Raw genomic sequence first — 17,499 nt, 5'->3', positions numbered from 1 at the left:
CCGCGCCCAAGGCGAAGCCCGAGGCGAAGAAGCCTGCGGCGGAGTCTGAGGGTGCGAAGCCCGTGGCCGACGCTGTGCCTGTGGCGGGGGCCGAGGACGTGAAGCCTGCGGCTGCCAAGCCGGGGCTGCGCAAGGACGTGCCCGCGCCCAAGGCGGGGGGCGAGGTGGTCAATCCCGTCGTCGAGAAGGCCGATGCCATGGCCGCCGCCGTCAAGGCCGCCGCGGCCAAGGCCGCCGGGAGCGGGCAGGACGAGGGGCGGCTGCTGGCCGGGCGGTACCGGCTGGGGGCCGTGCTCGGCAAGGGCGGGATGGGTACCGTCTGGCGGGCCCAGGACGAGACCCTGGGCCGGACCGTCGCCGTCAAGGAGCTCCGCTTCAGCACCGGGGTCGACGAGGACGAGAAGCGACGCCTCATCACCCGTACCCTCCGCGAGGCCAAGGCCATTGCCCGGATCCGCAGCGGCGGCGCCGTCACCGTCTACGACGTCGTCGACGAGGACGGCCGGCCGTGGATCGTCATGGAGCTCATCGAGGGCCTCTCGCTCGCCGAGTTCATACGCGAGAACGGCCCCCTTACCCCGCACCGCGCAGCCGAGGTCGGGCTCGCGGTGCTCGACGTGCTGCGCGCCGCGCACGGCCAGGGCATCCTGCACCGCGACGTGAAGCCGTCGAACGTGCTCATCGCCGGCAACGGCCGTGTCGTCCTCACCGACTTCGGCATCGCGCAGGTCGAGGGCGACCCCTCCGTCACCTCCACCGGCATGCTCGTCGGCGCCCCCTCCTACATCTCCCCCGAGCGCGCCCGCGGCCACAAGCCCGGCCCGCCCGCCGACATGTGGTCGCTCGGCGGTCTGCTGTACGCCTCCGTCGAGGGAGTGCCCCCGTACGACAAGGGATCCGCGCTCGCCACCCTCACCGCGGTGATGACCGAGCCGGTGGACCCGCCGAAGAACGCCGGTCCGCTGGCCGAGGTCATCTACGGCCTGCTCGCCAAGGACCCGACCCACCGGCTCGACGAAGCCCGCACCCGGGCGATGCTGGGCGCCGTCCTCGCGGCGCCCGAGCCCGCGCCGGCTCCCGTAGCGGCTCCGGCGGCCGAGGAGACCCGGCAGATATCGCTGGCCGACGCCAAGGAGGCCGTGGAGAAGGCCGCCGCGGACAAGGCGGAGAAAGCGGCCGAGCGGGCGGCGAAGAAGGAACGCGAGCGGCGCGACCGCGAGCAGCGCGAACGCGCCCGCGCCGCGCTGAAGGCTGCCCGCAAGGCGGCGACGGCCACGGCCGCCACCACGGCCGCCACCACGGCCGTCTCCGCCGCGGAGCCGCCGAAGTCCAAGCCGTCCCCCGTCAAGGCTCCGCTCACGGACGTGATGCAGCGCCGCACCATCGTGCTCGCTGCGGCGGCCGTGGTCGTGGTGCTGGCGGTCGTCGGCTCGCTCATCGCCTACGCCTTCAGCGGCGACGACACGGACACCAAGGACGAGAGCAAGGGCGACGGCAAGCCCACTCCGGCGGCCTCGGCCCCGAAGGACCCGGGCGGCGGAAGCGGCAGCGGCGGGACCGGGGAGACCTCCCCGAAGCCCTCGGGGAACACGGGTGAGACGGCCGGTGGCGGCAGTGCCGGTACGGGTACCGCCACCGGTGGTCAGCCGGGCCAGGGCCAGCAGTCCCCGGGCGTGGGCCAGGGCCAGGGCGCCACGTCCGGCGGGTCCGGCGGCGCACTTCCGGCGGGATACGCACTGATCCAGGAGTTCGGGTTCCACTTCTCGATGGCGATGCCCGAGGGCTTCAAGCAGATAGGCATAGCGGGCGACAACTCCGGCGCCATATACGCCCGTGAAAGCGGCGGATTCCCGCGGATCCAGGTCGACTACACCGGCAAGCCGGGCGACGACGCGCGCCTCGCCTGGATCAAGTCGGTCCCTGGCGTGGCGGGCAGCAGCACGGGATACCGGCAGCTCCGCATCGACGTGGTGGACTACCGGGGCTACCCGACCGTCGCCGACTGGGAGTTCGAGCGGGAGCAGAAGGGGATCAAGGTCCGGGTGCTCAACCGTGGCTTCAAGCTGGACGCGACGCACGGCTACGCGATCATGATCAGCTGCGCCGCCGACCAGTGGGACGCCCCCGAGTGCACCCAGATGCGCAACGTCGCCTTCGAGACCTTCCAGCCGCTCGGCTGACCCCGGGACGCGGGCGGCCCTGGCGACGTATCGTGTCGGAGGGGCCATGGGGAGCCCGCCGCACTCGGGGGAGGCGATGTGGAGGAGTACGCGGGCCGGATCCTGGCCGGCCGCTACCGCCTGCCCGTGCCGCCGTCCGACGAGTACGAACTGATGGAGACCCGCGCCTTCGACACGCGCAGCGGGCAGGAAGTCCTGGTACGGCAGGTGCCGTTACCGGAGGTCGTGGACGCGGAGCTGCTGGACGGGCCGCGGGCCGTCCCGGCGGCGCGCCGCTCGCCCGCCGATCTGCCGGCCGTACGCCGGGCCATCGAGGCGGCGCAGGCCGCGGCTTCGATCCCGGACCATCCGCGGCTGGACCAGGTCTTCGACGTGTTCGCCGAGGGCGAGTCGCTGTGGATAGTGAGCGAACTGGTCCCGGCCCGGCCGCTGGCCGCGCTGATAGCCGATGAACCGCTGAGCCCCTACCGGGCCGCCGAGGTGGCGTCGGACGTGCTGACGGCGCTGCGGGTGCTGCACGCGCACGGCTGGACGCATCGGAACATCACCGTCCGGACGGTGTTGGTGTGCGAGGACGGCCGGGTCGTGCTGACGGGCCTCGCGGCCGGCGCGGCGGAGGAGGCCCTGTGCGGGTACGACCCCGTCCCGAGCGCGGAGGACACCGGAGGCGGCGGAGCGGGCTGGGGTACCGCCACTGTCACCGCCCCCGCCACTGCCCCGGTTCCGGCTCCGGTCCCCGCCCCCGTCCTCGCCCCTGTCCTGGCTCCGCCGCCCGTCCCCGCTCCGGATCCGGTCCCCGGTCCGGCCCCGGGCCCGACTCCGGCCGCCGCCGGCCCGGTGGACGTCGCGTACGCGCCGCTCGTGGCCCCCGGATACGACACCGGGCCGCGGTACACCGACCACATCACCCCCGGCCGTCCGCAGGACCGCCCCGACCTCCAGGCCGCCGCGCGGGCCGGCGCCATCGCCGCCTACCGGGCCGGGGCGCGGGCCGCCGCCGCCCGGGTGATCGAGGAGCGCAGGGCCGGGACGGCGGCCGAGATCGAGGCCGGTGCGCCGCCGGAGCGCCGCCCCGAGGGGTCGACGCTCCCGCAGGGGTACTCGTATCCGTACGGCGGCCCGGAGACCGGCGCCGCCGCCCCCTGGCACGGCGCGACCCCCCGCCGGGCGGAGCTTCCCGGGCCCGCCCCGGAACCGGAACCCGCCCCGGAACCGGAGCCCGTACCCGTACCCGTACCCGTACCCGATCCCGAGCCCCTGGCCGAACCCGTACCCCTGCCGGCCTCGGATCCGGAGCCGGAGCAGGCACCGCAGGCGCAGCACGAGCGCCCCGCCCTGCCCGCCCAGCTCGCCCTGCCCCAGGGCTACCGGCAGGCCGACGCCCCGGCCGCCCCCGACCGGTCCCAGCCCGCCGGCAACGGCTGGTCCGGGCCGCGGACCGGCCTGGACGCCGAGCGCGCGCGGCAGACCCGGATGGCCGTCGTCGGGGCCGTCACCGAGCGGTGGGCCCCCGAGCAGGCCGGCCCCGTGCACGGGCACTGGCAGCTCGCGGCCCCCGTCGGGCCCGCCACCGACCTCTGGGCGCTCGGCGCGCTGCTCTACCGCGCGGTGCAGGGGCATGCCCCGTACCCGGAGGACAGCGTCGCCGAGCTGGTCGAGATGGTCTGCGCGGAGCCGCCCGCCTTCGCCGAGGAGTGCGGCGCGCTGCGCCCGATCGTGGAGTCGCTGCTGCGCCAGGACCCCACCGAGCGGCCCGACTTCGAGGAGCTCCGCGGCTGGCTGCGGTCGCTCGTACGGTCCGCGCCCGAACCGGACGCCGGGTTCGGGGCGCTTCCGATGCCGGAACCGGATCCGGCGCGGCTGCCCGTCGTACGCCGCCGCGGTGAGGTCCACGGGCGCCACCGCAACCCCGCGGGCCCCCGTAAGCCGCGTGCCCTCGGGCGGACCCTGCTCGTCGGGATCCTGGTCCTCCTCGCCGGCGGGGTGGCGTACGCGATGCTGTTCATGCCCCGGGCCGCCGACCAGGAGCCCGCGGGCGCCTCCCAGGGTGGCACCGCGCAGGCGCCGGCGAAGCCGAGCCCCTCCCAGGTCCCTTCGGGCACGCCCGAGTCCAAGCCCGCCCCGCAGACGACGGCGCCCGCCGAGTCACCGGCCGCCCCGGCCCCCGCCCCGGCCGGTTACACGACCCAGCAGGACCCGGAGCACTTCGAGATCGCCGTACCCGACGGCTGGGAGCGTCGCGGAATCAATGAGTCCGGTCAGGTCCGGTACACCGACGGGCAGTTCGTGCTGACCGTCGTCCCCGGCCGCGACAAGGTCCAGGGCAATCCGGATCCGGCGGCGTACCAGAAGGACAAGGAGCCGGAGCTGACCCCGTACCGGACGTCCACCTGGTCGACCGTCGGCGATGTGAAGACCACCAAGGTGGGCCAGCAACTGCGCGCGACGGGCCGGTACACGTGGATCGACGGGACCGGCCGCAACGTCTTCGCCCGCAACTTCGTCGTGGCGCTGGGCGGCAGCTACCACGTCGTCCTGGTCACCGGTCCGGAGGACGAGCAGTCCAAGGTCACCGAGGTCTTCGAGAAGGCCACGGCGAGTTACAAGGCGGGCGGTTGAACGGATACTGACGACTGATCAGTACGGCGATTGCGTCACAGTGCCGTCTTTCGGCGCCCGGGCGGTTCCGGCAGCCCCTCCGGGCTCCGTAATCTGGCCTGAAGTGCAGAGAGCGGCGGGATTTCGTGGAACAGCAGACAGGTGGGGGCGCCGTGCTGGCGGGCCGGTACCGGCTCGTCGAGCCGATCGGCCGGGGCGGCATGGGCAAGGTGTGGCGTGCGCATGATGAGCTGCTCCACAGGACCGTCGCCGTCAAGGAACTGACGGCGGGTCTGTACGTCGCCCAGGCCGACCGGGACGTCATGCACGCCCGGACGCAGAAGGAGGCCCGGGCCGCGGCCCGGATCCAGCACCCGGCGGTCGTCACCGTCCACGACGTCCTGGAGCACGACGACCGGCCGTGGATCGTCATGGAGTACATCGACGGGCCCTCCCTCGCGGATGCGGCCAAGGCGGCCGGGCGGATCGAGCCCCGCGAGGCGGCCCGGATCGGCCTGCACGTGCTGGGCGCGCTGCGCGCCGCGCACGCGGTCGGCGTACTGCACCGCGACGTGAAGCCGGGCAACGTGCTGCTCGCCAAGGACGGCCGGGTGCTGCTCACGGACTTCGGGATCGCCGCGATCGAGGGCGACTCGTCGATCACGCGCACCGGCGAGATCGTGGGCTCCATCGACTACCTGGCGCCCGAGCGGGTCACCGGTGGCATCCCCGACCCGTCCTCCGACCTGTGGTCGCTGGGTGCCACCCTCTACACGGCGGTGGAGGCCCGTTCGCCGTTCCGCCGTACGTCACCCATCTCCAGCCTGCAGGCCGTGGTCAACGACGAGCCTCCGGCGCTGCGCCAGGCCGGGGCGCTCGGGCCGGTCATCACGGCCCTGCTGCGCAAGGATCCGACGGAGCGCCCCTCGGCCGAGGAGGCCGAGCGGATGCTGCTGGAGGCGATGGAGGGCCGCGAGCCGAAGGCCGCGCAGGCGTACGTGCCCACGCGCGCGGTGACCCCGGAGGAACTGGCCCCGGCGCAGGAACGATCCGAGGTGCCGGCTCCGCCTCCGCCGGCGGAGATCGGGGCGACGGCCGCACTGGCGGAGCCCCTGCCCCCCGCGGCCACCACCACGACCGCCGCCGGCCCGGACCGGGGCTGGCGGGGGCGGGCCGTGGTCGTGGCCCTGGTGGCGGCGCTGCTCGGCGGCGGCGGCGTGTTCGGGGTGCTCAAGTACACCGGGGACACGGGGGACGACGCCGGTCCGGACAAGGTGGTCACCTCGGCGGGCCCGCCGGCGGGCTGGAGCAAGGTCACCGACCCCATCGCCGGTTTCACGCTGTTCGTCCCGGAGGGCTGGACGCGCAAGGCGAACGGCGACCAGATCGACTACACCCCGGACGACGGGAAGCACTTCATCCGGATCGCCTCCGATTCCACCCCGGACTACCAGGACCCGTACGCGCACCTCCTCGACCTGGAGAAGCAGGTGGCGAAGCGGACCGACTACAAGAAGGTGCGGCTGAACCAGAACACCTTCCGGGACAGCACCCGGGCCGCGCTCTGGGACTTCACCTGGACGGAGAAGCAGAACCACCCCGGCCCGCGCAGGGCCAAGGAGCAGATGTACGTGGCCTTGGACGGCACGGAGTACGCCATCTACATGTCGAGCCCGGTCGAGACCTGGGCCACGACCGAGCAGCAGTTCGACGTCGTGCTCAGCGGCTGGGAGCCGCCCGCCGGGAAGTCCTGATCGGCCCCGGTTCCGCCACCCTGCCAGCAACCACTGGCGGAAATGACAAAATCCGGTTACCGACGGGTACCCAAAGGCTGTCCGGCGCAATACGCTCACCGGCATGACGGACTCGCAGGCCCCCGCCGCCCCCCTCCGGACCGCACCGGAGCCCACCAACCCGGTCGCCCCGGCCCCGGCCGGTGCCCGCACCGCCGCCGACGTGGTGACCCCCGACCTGGTCGCCCGGCTGACCCGCGGAGTGATCGGATCCGGCCGCACCGCCAACCACACCCCCTTCACCGGGGACCGGCTGGCGGAGCTCCCGGAGGCCACCCCCGAGGACGTGGCCGAGGCCTTCGACCGGGCCCGTGCCGCCCAGCCCGCCTGGGCGGCGGTCCCCGTCGCCAAGCGGGCGGCGGTCCTGCTGCGCTTCCACGACCTGGTCCTCGACCGGCAGGCCGAGGTCCTCGACCTGATCCAGCTGGAGACCGGCAAGGCCCGCCTGCACGCGCACGAGGAGGTCCAGGCGGTCGCCGTCTCGGCCCGCCACTACGGGCGCAAGGCCCCCGGGTACCTGCGCCCCAAGGGCCACACCGGTGCCATGCCCACCCTCACCAAGGTCACCGAGCTGCGCCAGCCGCGCGGGGTCGTCGGCCAGATCGCCCCCTGGAACTACCCGCTCGAACTGTCGGTCGGCGACGCCCTGCCCGCCTTCGTGGCGGGCAACGCGCTCGTCATGAAGCCCGACACCGAGACCGCGCTGACCGCCCTGTGGGCCCGCGACCTGCTGATCGAGGCCGGCCTGCCCGCCGAGGTCTTCCAGATCGTGCTCGGCGAGGGCCCCGTCGTCGGCCCCGAGGTGGTCCGGCACGCGGACTACGTCTCCTTCACCGGCTCCACCCGTACCGGCCGCGAGGTCGCCCGGGGCGCGGCCGACCGCCTCGTCGGGGTCTCCCTCGAACTCGGCGGCAAGAACGCCATGCTCGTGCTGCACGACGCCGACATCGAGAAGGCCGCCGCGGGCGCCGTCCGCGCCTGCTTCTCCTCCGCCGGACAGCTCTGCATCTCCATCGAGCGGCTCTACGTCCACGCCTCCGTCGCCGACGCCTTCGTCGAGCGGTTCGCGGCCCGTACGAAGGCCATGCGGCTCGGCGCCTCCCTCGCGTACGGCGCCGACATGGGCTCCCTGGTCGGCGAGCGCCAGCTGGAGACCGTACAGCGGCACGTGGACGAAGCCGTGGCCAAGGGCGCCACCCTCGTCGCCGGCGGCACCGCCCGGCCCGACATCGGCCCGCTCTTCTACGAGCCCACCATCCTCGACGGCGTCGAGGCCCCCATGGCGGTGTGCGGCGAGGAGACCTTCGGCCCCGTCGTCTCGATCTACCGCTTCACCGACGAGGACCAGGCGATCGCCGAGGCCAACGCCACCGCCTACGGCCTCAACTCCAGCGTCTGGACCAAGGACTCCCGCCGTGGCCACGCCGTCGCCGCCCGCCTGCGCACCGGCACCGTCAACATCAACGAGGGCTACGCCCCCGCCTACGGCAGCGCCCAGGCACCCATGGGCGGCATGAAGGACTCCGGCCTCGGCCGCCGCCACGGATCCGAGGGCATCCTCAAGTACACCGAGGCCCAGACCGTCGCCCACCAGCGGCTGCTTCCGATGGCGCCCTCGCTGGGCATGGACGACGAGAAGTACGCGGCGTTCATGACCCGCAGCCTCAAGGTCATGAAGGCCCTCCGACTCCGCTAAGGGGCAGCACCGTGTCTGAGCCTGCATCTGATTCCCACGACCACGACCACGACTACGACTACGACGTCATCGTCATCGGATCGGGGTTCGGCGGATCGGTCTCGGCGCTGCGCCTGACCGAGAAGGGCTACCGGGTCGGCGTCCTGGAGGCAGGACGCCGCTTCACCCGCGAGAGCCTGCCGAAGAACAGCTGGGACCTGCGCAACTACCTGTGGGCCCCGGCCCTCGGGTTGTACGGGATCCAGCGGATCCACCTGCTCGGCAACGTGATGGTGCTCGCGGGCGCCGGCGTGGGCGGCGGCTCGCTCAACTACGCGAACACGCTGTACGTGCCGCCCACCGCCTTCTTCGAGGACCGGCAGTGGGCCTCCATCACCGACTGGCGCGAGGAGCTCACCCCCTACTACGAGCAGGCCAAGCGGATGCTCGGGGTGCGTCTCAACCCGACCATGACCCCCTCCGACGTCCACCTCAAGGCGGCCGCCGAGAAGATGGGCGTCGCGGACTCCTTCCACATGGCCCCGGTCGGCGTCTTCTTCGGCGACGGCGGCGACGGCGAGGCGCAGCCGAAGGTCCGGCCAGGGGACGAGGTCCCCGACCCGTACTTCGGCGGCGCCGGCCCCGCCCGCAGGGCCTGCACGGAATGCGGCGAGTGCATGACCGGCTGCCGGCACGGCGCGAAGAACACCCTGAACGAGAACTACCTGCACCTCGCCGAGCGCGCCGGCGCCGTCATCCACCCGATGACCACCGTCACCGCGCTCTCCGACCATCCCGAGGGCGGCTACCGCGTCCGCACCGTCCCCACCGACGGCCGCCGGCGGGGCCGGGCGAAGGTGCTGCGCGCCCGGTACGTCGTCGTCGCGGCGGGCACCTACGGCACGCAGACCCTGCTGCACACGATGAAGGACCGCGGCGAGCTCCCGCGCCTCTCGCACCGGCTCGGGGAGCTGACCCGGACCAACTCCGAGGGCCTGGTCGGCGCGCAGACCGACGACCGCCGCTACCGCAAGCGGCACGGAGGCGACCGCCGGGCCGACTTCACCCGGGGCGTGGCGATCACCTCCTCCGTGCACCCCGACGCCGACACCCACATCGAGCCCGTCCGCTACGGCAGGGGCTCCAACGCCATGGGGTTCATGACGGTCCTCCAGGTCCCCCACAGCAAGCACCGGGTCCGTGCCTGGCTCGGCCGGACCGTGCGGCACCCGGTGCAGCTGGCGCGTTCGCTGTCCAACCGGCGCTGGTCGGAGCGGACCATCATCGGCCTGGTCATGCAGTCGCTGGACAACTCGCTGACCACGTACCGCAAGCCCGGCGGGATCGGGAAGGGCCTGCTCACGGCCCGTCAGGGCCACGGCGCCCCGAACCCGGTCCAGATCGCGGAGGCCACGCAGGCCGCGACCCTGCTGGCCGAGGAGATCAACGGCTTCCCGGGCAGCAACATCGGCGAGCTGATGGGGACCCCGCTGACCGCGCACTTCCTGGGCGGCTGCCCGATCGGCGCCTCGCCGGAAGAGGGCGTGGTGGACCCGTACCTCCGGCTCTACGGGCACCCGGGCATCTCGGTGGTGGACGGCTCGGCCGTCTCCGCGAACCTCGGCGTGAACCCGTCGCTGACGATCACCGCGCAGGCGGAACGGGCGATGTCGTACTGGCCGAACACGGGCGAGCGGGACCCGCGGCCCGAGCAGGGGGCCGCGTACGTCCGCCTGGACGCGGTGGAGCCGGTCCGTCCGGCGGTACCGAAGGAGGCCTTCGGCGCGCTGCGGCTGCCGTTCCTCGGGGTCCCGGAGATTCCGCCGCGTCGGTCGTGAGCGATCCGGAACCTGTCGTGTGACAGCGGTGGGTACCGCGCTCCCCCTCCGAGCGCGGTACCCACCGCGGTACATACGTGACAGATGTTCAGCCTTGATGGTTGTACCGGAATCCACGGTGCCCAGCTGTGGTGTCGATCACACGGTGAAGTGTGCAACTGCGACTGATGTTCGACAGTCAACGGCTGCATGAGAAAGCGCATCTCGTTGCTGGCTGCAGGCGCCCTCGTGGCCCTGGGGCCGGCCACTACTCCCGCACACGCTGCGGACCCCGTCTTCACCCTGGCCGGACCGGCCGGGATCGGTCTGCGCCCGCACCCCGGGCAGAGCGGTGAGCCGCAGAAGACCTCGGTGGAGTTCCGGATCGTCAACGACTCCACCACGACGTTCGACCGCCCGAGCACCTTCACGATCGACCTGAGCGGCCTCAAGGGCATCGCCGACGTGACGCTCGCCAAGGACCGGGGCGCGGACTGCAAGCTCACCGCCGCGGCCGTGACCTGCAAGAGCTGGGCGCTGTGGACGGGCGAGAGCACCGTCGTGGGCCTGAACCTCAGCGCGGCCAAGGACAGCAAGACCGGCGCGACCGCCGACCTGACGCTCACCGGCGCGGCGGAAGGCGCCACCTTCAAGGCCGCCACCACCAAGGTGCGCGTCGGCGGCCCCGACCTGGTGCTGGACCGGGCCCGGCTGAAGGCGGAGCAGAAGCCGGGCGACAAGCAGAACCTGTCGATCATCTTCGCCAACGAGGGCACCGACCCCGTCAACGGCGTGGTGCTCGAAATGCGCACCACGCACGGCATCGACCTGGTCGAGCAGTACGACAACTGCTCCTACTCCGACGACACCCGTGCGGGCCAGCCGTGGAACACCGGCTGGAGCACGGTGCAGTGCCTGCTGGAAGGCGAGTACGAGCCGGGCGCGGTCTACGGCGTCGACGGCCCGCTGACCCTCAAGGCCGCCCCGCACGCCTTCATCGACGGCCTGACCTACGCGGTGTACGCGGCCGGCGACCAGCCGAAGGCGGCGAAGTACCGCGCGCCCGCGGCCGCCCGCAACAAGCTGGCCGCGGCGAAGCAGGCCCCCAAGGCCGCGGCCCGGTCCACCCAGCAGGCGGCGGACCTCGACCCCTGGAACAACATCCAGGAGTTCGACTTCGCGACGAGGAACACCGCCGACCTGGTGGCCACGGGCGTGTCCCTCAAGGGCAAGGCCGGCGAGACGGTCACCGCCGACTTCGGCTTCCGCAACGACGGCCCGGCGTGGGTCGCCCACCTGCGCTCCAAGGATGCAGTCGCCCGTACCGACATCATGATCCCGGCGGGCGCGAAGGTCACCAAGGTCCCGGCCGGCTGCACGGGGGTCAACGCCAACGGCACCCACCGCGACCAGACCCTGGGCGCGCCGCGCTACTTCTGCTCCACCGGCCATGTCGTGGGGGAGAAGGAGACGTTCGCCTACCCGTTCCAGCTGAAGATCGAGACGGTCGTGGCGGACGCCAAGGGCTCGATCACGGTCGGCCAGTGGACGCCGGAGGGCACCACGGGCCAGCGCTGGGACCCGAACGACAGCAACAACAAGGCGGCCTTCGTGATCAACGCGAAGGACACCGGACCGGCCCCGACCCCGACCGCCTCCACCTCGGCCACGCCGGCCCCGACCGGCTCCGCGACGCCCACCGCGACCGCGACCGCGACGCCGAGCGCCTCGGCCACCGGTACGGGGGTCACGGCGAACGGCGGCCTCGCCTCCACCGGCAGCTCCGCCCAGGCGATCGCGCTCGGCGGCGCGGTGCTCCTGGCCGTCGGCGGCGGGCTGTTCCTGGCGTTCCGCCGCAAGGCGGGCGGGCACGCGTAACGGCGTGACCGGGTACGCGCGACAACGCAGAACGACCGGCCCGGGGCGTCCCCCGGGCCGGTCGTCCTTTACGGGGTGACCGGGCTGCTGTCCCCTGCCGTCCGGCCACGCGAAGGAGCGAGGTCCCACGACGCACGCTCCACGGGGCGTGCGTCTCATCGCTCCAGCGGATCCACGCGTGGTGTTGCGGTTCCGCGGCTGGCTGACGCGGACACCCTCACCAACGAAGGGCCCCGGGGCCGGTCACGGTCCGGACGGGTGACGAACAGCCGTCACACGCGCCCCCGGCACAGCTCCAGCAGGGTCATGGCGAGGGCGGTGCCGGGCTTTCCGAGCGCATCGCTCCAGTGGGAGAGCACCTCCATCTCGCGCGACAGATGCACCCGGCGCCCGCCGGACGCGATCCGGGCGTCCTGGATGACGGTCGAGACGGCCATCCGCTCCTGGATCAGGCCGATGATCCGGTCGTCGAGGGCGTCGATGCGCGTACGGGAGTCGGCGATCAGCTGCTCGGGGGTGGTGGTGACGCTCATGGTGTTCTCTCCTGTGGGTCGTGTCGTGCCGACAGGAGCGGAAACGCGGAAGCGCCCCGGTCCTGTCGGACCGGGGCGCTTCCGGGAAGTCAGTGGCTCAAGCGAGCATCACGAGGACCCATGGCGACCGGACCGACCGGTGCCATAGGTAAACAGGAAGCTCAGCTGCTTGCGCATGGCGCGGATACTACCTTCCGTCCCCTTCTGGGCCAATCGCGTTCGGATGCTGAGACGGCTCGGAGGTCTGCGTGACGCGCGCGTGGTCCGTATACACGCGCCGGAAGAGGTGGTGGCCGGTCCGCTCCGTGTGCCGCAGCGCCCAGTCCTGTGCTGCTCCTTGCTCGTCCTGTGGGCCGGACTCGGCCCCGCAGCGGTACGCCGTGCAGAAGACCTCGTAGGTGACGCCGCCCTCCGGCGCGTGCTGGATGGTGTGTGCGACGTACCGGAGGACCGCTCGTGGGCTCAGCATCGGCTGCGCCCACGGTGAGCGACGATCTCCACATTGCAGTCCGACACCGCCGAGAGATCACCCCGCCGGTGGGCCTCCGAGCGCTGGTTCGCCAGTGCCGCGCACACGTCGCAGCCTGCGGCCGGTTTCGGAGCCTCCGAAGGAAGTGACAGATGCACAGGTGGGCTCATGGTTGTCAGAGATGCCATGAACGGCACGCTAGAGAGCGTCACTTGGGGCCTTGCGAGACTATTCTCGATTATTGCGCTGCTGTGGTCGGCCATGCATCGACATTCCTGCGTGGCGGCCGACATCCTTTGAAGCCGGGGCTGGCGCGACGAAGGGGCAGGACCAATGGCACGCAGGCTGCGCTTCAACGGCACAGGCAGCGGTGAAGGTGGCTGCCCCGCCGTGCATGAAGATCTGGACAGCGCCGAAGTCGTCGTTCAGGGAACCCCGCTCACCGATCCCGATGACGTTGCCCAGTTGCGTCACCTCTCGCCGGGCGAGGTGGCGATCGTGGTTCCGCGTGAACTGATCGTCGACTTCTGCCCCAAGGAGGTCATCCGTGTGCCCCGCATCATCGACCTGGATGCCTTCGGGAGGCTGTTCGAGAACTTTGAGCACACCGCGTGGCGGCTGGAGACGCGCCGCCGGTACGCCTCAGACGAAGCCACTGACACGTACGCCCAGTTCCTGCGGGGCGAGAGTCCGTCATGGGACATGGAAACAGCGTGGAGCACGACCATTCGGCAGAAGGCATCAGGCGGTGCCACCGTTGGTCGCGTACGTGTTGTCGACAGTCACCCGACTCCGGGGCAGCGCTACCTCATGGCCCACACCGAGAAGAACATCGCGCTCGGGGAGGAGATCCGCAATCTGTGGCGTGCGGACGCCGAGCGGCTGCGGCTGCCCACCGAGGATTTCTGGATCTTCGATTCCCGGCTCGTCGCTGTGCTCAATTTCGACGAGGGGGACAATCTGCTCGACGTCGAGCTGGTCACCGAGCCTGTCGAGGTCAATCGTTGCGCCCAGGTACGGGACACGGCCTGGCATTACGCCGTCTCGTGCGGGACGTTCGCCGCAGCACTGGCGGCAGCCGAGCAGCAGTGAGCGTGTGCAACCGGTGAGTACGGACTACCAGCAGGCGAGAGCGGCCCTCGGCGTGAGGCTGCGGGAGCTGCGTGAGGCCTGCCCCGGAATTCGGCTTACTGGTACGGCGCTGGCGGCGCGTCTTGGCTGGACTCAGTCGAAGGTCAGCAAGCTGGAGACGGGGCGGCAGACAGCCACGGCGGACGACCTGAGGGCGTGGGCGGCGGGGGTCGAGCAACCGGAAGCAGCGGAGGAGCTGCTGTCCCGGCTGCGCGGGCTGGAATCCAGGATCCGCTCGTGGCGCCGCCAGCTGGCCGGGGGACTTCGGCCTGTACAGGATGTGCACAACCAGGCGCAGGCGGACGCGCGTGTGCTCCGCGCGTGGGAATCGTCCTGGGTCGTCGGGGTGCTTCAGACGCCTGACTATGCGCGTGCGATCCTCAGCCGCTTCGCGGATCTGCATCAGACGCCCAGAGACATCGAAGAAGCCGTGCGTTCCCGGATGAAGCGGCAAGAGGGGCTGTACGACTCCGGAAAGCGCTACCGAATCCTGTTGTGGGAAGCGGTTCTCCATGCTCGGATCTGTTCGCCCTCGGTACTCAGCGCCCAGCTCGACCGACTGCACGGTGTGATCGGCCTCGACACCGTGGAACTGGGGATCGTCCCCCTCAGGGCGGCTCTGCAGATCCCGCCAGGACTCGGATTCTGGATCTACGACGACCGGCAGGTGGTCGTGGAGACCTGGCACGCGGAACTCTGGCTGGACGACACCGACAGCGTCGCCACCCACCTCCGGGTCTGGCAGGCCCTCCGCGAATCCGCCGCCTTCGGGGCGGACGCACAGTGCGTGATCAGCCGGGCACGTCGGGCAGCGGAGGCGCCGGGATTCGGATGGTGAGACGAAGAGGGGCCTGCGTCCCCCGTTAGAATCGACAAAACAGCCACCTCTTCCGCCGGAAGGCCGCCCCGTGCCAGAAGCACCCTCCGCCGCCCACGACAGCGCCCCGGACACGGTTCTCGTCGTCGACTTCGGCGCCCAGTACGCCCAGCTCATCGCCCGCCGCGTCCGCGAAGCACGGGTCTACAGCGAGATCGTGCCGAGCTCGATGCCCGTCGACGAGATGCTGGCCAAGAACCCCAAGGCGATCATCCTCTCCGGCGGTCCGTCGTCCGTGTACGAGGAGGGCGCCCCGCAGCTCGACCGCGCGATCTTCGAGGCCGGCGTCCCCGTCTTCGGCATGTGCTACGGCTTCCAGCTGATGGCGGTCACCCTCGGTGGCCAGGTCGACAACACCGGCGCGCGCGAGTACGGCCGCACCCCGCTGGCCGTCTCCAAGGCCGGCTCCACCCTCTTCGAGGGCACCCCCGAGAACCAGTCGGTGTGGATGTCCCACGGCGACGCCTGCTCCGCCGCTCCCGAGGGCTTCACCGTCACCGCGTCGACCAACGTCGTCCCGGTCGCGGCCTTCGAGAACGACGAGAAGAAGCTGTACGGCGTGCAGTACCACCCCGAGGTGATGCACTCCACGCACGGCCAGCAGATCCTGGAGCACTTCCTCTACCGCGGCGCGGGCCTCGCCCCCACCTGGACCACCGGCAACATCGTCGAGGAGCAGATCGCGGCGATCCGCGAGCAGGTCGGCGACAAGCGCGCCATCTGCGGCCTCTCCGGCGGCGTCGACTCCGCCGTCGCCGCGGCCCTCGTGCAGAAGGCCATCGGCTCGCAGCTGACCTGCGTCTACGTCGACCACGGCCTGATGCGCAAGGGTGAGACCGAGCAGGTCGAGAAGGACTTCGTCGCCGCGACCGGCGTGCAGCTGAAGGTCGTCGACGCGCAGGAGCGCTTCCTGACCGCGCTGGCCGGCGTCTCCGACCCGGAGACCAAGCGCAAGATCATCGGCCGCGAGTTCATCCGCGTCTTCGAGCAGGCCCAGCTGGAGATCCTCCAGGAGGACGGCCCCGCGGTCGCCTTCCTCGTGCAGGGCACGCTGTACCCGGACGTCGTCGAGTCCGGCGGCGGCACCGGCACCGCCAACATCAAGTCCCACCACAACGTGGGCGGGCTCCCCGACGACATCGAGTTCGAGCTCGTCGAGCCGCTGCGCCAGCTGTTCAAGGACGAGGTCCGGATGGTCGGCCAGGAGCTCGGCCTGCCCGACGAGATCGTCCAGCGCCAGCCCTTCCCGGGCCCCGGCCTCGGCATCCGCATCGTCGGCGAGGTCACCAAGGAGCGCCTGGACCTGCTCCGCGAGGCCGACGCCATCGCCCGCCACGAGCTGACCGCGGCCGGCCTGGACCGCGAGATCTGGCAGTGTCCGGTCGTCCTGCTCGCGGACGTCCGCAGCGTCGGCGTCCAGGGTGACGGCCGCACCTACGGCCACCCGATCGTGCTGCGCCCCGTCTCCTCCGAGGACGCGATGACCGCGGACTGGACGCGCATGCCGTACGAGGTGCTCGCCCGGATCTCGACCCGCATCACCAACGAGGTGCCGGAGGTGAACCGGGTGGTCCTCGACTGCACGAGCAAGCCCCCGGGCACCATCGAGTGGGAGTAGTCCCACCCGGATCGCCGTGAAGCCGCCGCCCCGCACCCGCGGGCGGCGGCTTCGCCGTTTCTCTGGCCACTTGGCAGGGCCCCGGGTACCTTGCGCGGCGAACCGAGCCGTTCGAAGGAGCGCCCATGCCGGACCAGCCCGTACCCGTGCCCGTGGAGCGGCTGGGCTTCGAGATGCCGCCCGTGCACGACACCGTCGACGCGGCCCGTGCCCACCGCAGGGAGCGGCTCGCCGAGGCGCTGCGGCTGCTGGGGCGCCTCGGCTACGAGGACGGGGTGGCGGGGCAGATCACCGCGCGGGACCCGGAGTTCGAGGACTGCTACTGGGTGAACCCCTTCGGCCGGGCCTTCACCGCGCTCACCGCCGACGACCTGCTGCTGGTCGACGGGGACGGGCGGGTGGTCCGGGGCGGGCGCCGGGTCAACCAGCTGGCCTTCGCCGTGCACGCGGCGGTCCACCGCCGGCGCCCCGAGGTGGTCGCCGTCGTCCGCGCGCAGGGCCCGTACGGCCGGGCCCTCGCGGCGCTGGGCGAACTGCTGGCCCCGATCACCGAGGAGGCCTGTGCCTTCTACGAGGACCACGCGCTCCTCGACGAGTACTCCGGGGCCGGCGAACCGGAGCGGACCGCGCTCGCGCTCGGCCCGTACAAGGCACTGGTCCTGCGCAACCGGGGGCTGCTGACGGTGGGGGACTCGGTGGACGCCGCCGTCTGGTGGTTCATCGAGGCGGAGCGGGCCGCGCAGGTGCAGCTGATCGCCCGGGCCGCGGGGAAACCGGTGCCCATCGACCACCGGGCAGCGGCCCTGACGCGCGAGCGGTTCGGGTCCGATCTGGCCGCCTGGGTGAGCTACCAGCCACTCAGAGAGCTGGTGGCGTCAACATCATGAACCGTTAATCACCTGCTCTGACATCGTGCGCAATCCGGAGCAC

11 protein-coding genes are annotated in these 17,499 nt (G+C 72.0%); 10 read left to right on the top strand and 1 reads right to left on the bottom strand.

What is annotated here, in order from left to right:
• The 6 genes from ACFY04_RS24680 to ACFY04_RS24655 all read left to right on the top strand — a co-directional run.
• The coding region (locus ACFY04_RS24680; protein WP_389119656.1) for a serine/threonine-protein kinase at positions 1–2,180 on the top strand (2,180 nt) is incomplete at its 5' end.
• A 78-nt stretch (positions 2,181–2,258) separates the two neighbouring features.
• On the top strand, positions 2,259–4,799 hold the full coding sequence (locus tag ACFY04_RS24675; RefSeq protein ID WP_389119654.1) for a protein kinase: 2,541 nt from the start codon (positions 2,259–2,261) through the stop codon (positions 4,797–4,799).
• A gap of 125 nt (positions 4,800–4,924) precedes the next feature.
• Complete coding sequence (locus ACFY04_RS24670) at positions 4,925–6,532, top strand: serine/threonine-protein kinase (RefSeq protein ID WP_389119652.1); 1,608 nt, start codon at positions 4,925–4,927, stop codon at positions 6,530–6,532.
• A gap of 103 nt (positions 6,533–6,635) precedes the next feature.
• Entirely contained in the window at positions 6,636–8,267 is a 1,632-nt protein-coding gene (locus ACFY04_RS24665; protein ID WP_030010246.1) for a succinic semialdehyde dehydrogenase, read from the top strand.
• Positions 8,268–8,278: 11 nt separating this feature from the next.
• Entirely contained in the window at positions 8,279–10,084 is a 1,806-nt protein-coding gene (locus tag ACFY04_RS24660) for a GMC oxidoreductase (RefSeq protein ID WP_389119651.1), read from the top strand.
• Positions 10,085–10,273: 189 nt separating this feature from the next.
• The gene (locus ACFY04_RS24655) at positions 10,274–11,941 is read left to right on the top strand and encodes an LPXTG cell wall anchor domain-containing protein (protein ID WP_389119649.1); all 1,668 of its coding nucleotides are present in this window, start codon (positions 10,274–10,276) and stop codon (positions 11,939–11,941) included.
• A gap of 272 nt (positions 11,942–12,213) precedes the next feature.
• On the opposite strand, the gene ACFY04_RS24650 is transcribed toward ACFY04_RS24655, so the two are convergent.
• Entirely contained in the window at positions 12,214–12,474 is a 261-nt protein-coding gene (locus ACFY04_RS24650) for a chorismate mutase (protein ID WP_030712793.1), read from the bottom strand.
• An 802-nt stretch (positions 12,475–13,276) separates the two neighbouring features.
• On the opposite strand from ACFY04_RS24650, the gene ACFY04_RS24645 reads away from it, so the two are divergent.
• The 4 genes from ACFY04_RS24645 to ACFY04_RS24630 all read left to right on the top strand — a co-directional run bounded on the left by ACFY04_RS24645 (position 13,277) and on the right by ACFY04_RS24630 (position 17,456).
• Positions 13,277–14,035: a DUF6879 family protein gene (locus ACFY04_RS24645; protein ID WP_389119646.1), complete on the top strand. Its 759-nt coding sequence runs from the start codon at positions 13,277–13,279 to the stop codon at positions 14,033–14,035.
• A 13-nt stretch (positions 14,036–14,048) separates the two neighbouring features.
• Complete coding sequence (locus ACFY04_RS24640; RefSeq protein WP_389119644.1) at positions 14,049–14,912, top strand: helix-turn-helix domain-containing protein; 864 nt, start codon at positions 14,049–14,051, stop codon at positions 14,910–14,912.
• A gap of 70 nt (positions 14,913–14,982) precedes the next feature.
• Positions 14,983–16,569 carry a glutamine-hydrolyzing GMP synthase gene (guaA, locus tag ACFY04_RS24635; RefSeq protein ID WP_327736944.1) on the top strand — a complete coding sequence of 529 codons (1,587 nt, stop codon included), beginning with the start codon at positions 14,983–14,985 and terminating at the stop codon, positions 16,567–16,569.
• Positions 16,570–16,694: 125 nt separating this feature from the next.
• A complete protein-coding gene (locus tag ACFY04_RS24630; RefSeq protein WP_389119642.1) occupies positions 16,695–17,456 on the top strand; it encodes a class II aldolase/adducin family protein in 762 nt (253 codons plus the stop codon).
• Positions 17,457–17,499 lie beyond the last annotated feature (43 nt).

Origin of the sequence: Streptomyces sp. NPDC001549, assembly GCF_042894025.1 — a bacterium.
Classification (GTDB): domain Bacteria; phylum Actinomycetota; class Actinomycetes; order Streptomycetales; family Streptomycetaceae; genus Streptomyces; species Streptomyces kutzneri.
This window is presented reverse-complemented; position numbering and strand designations above follow the sequence as displayed.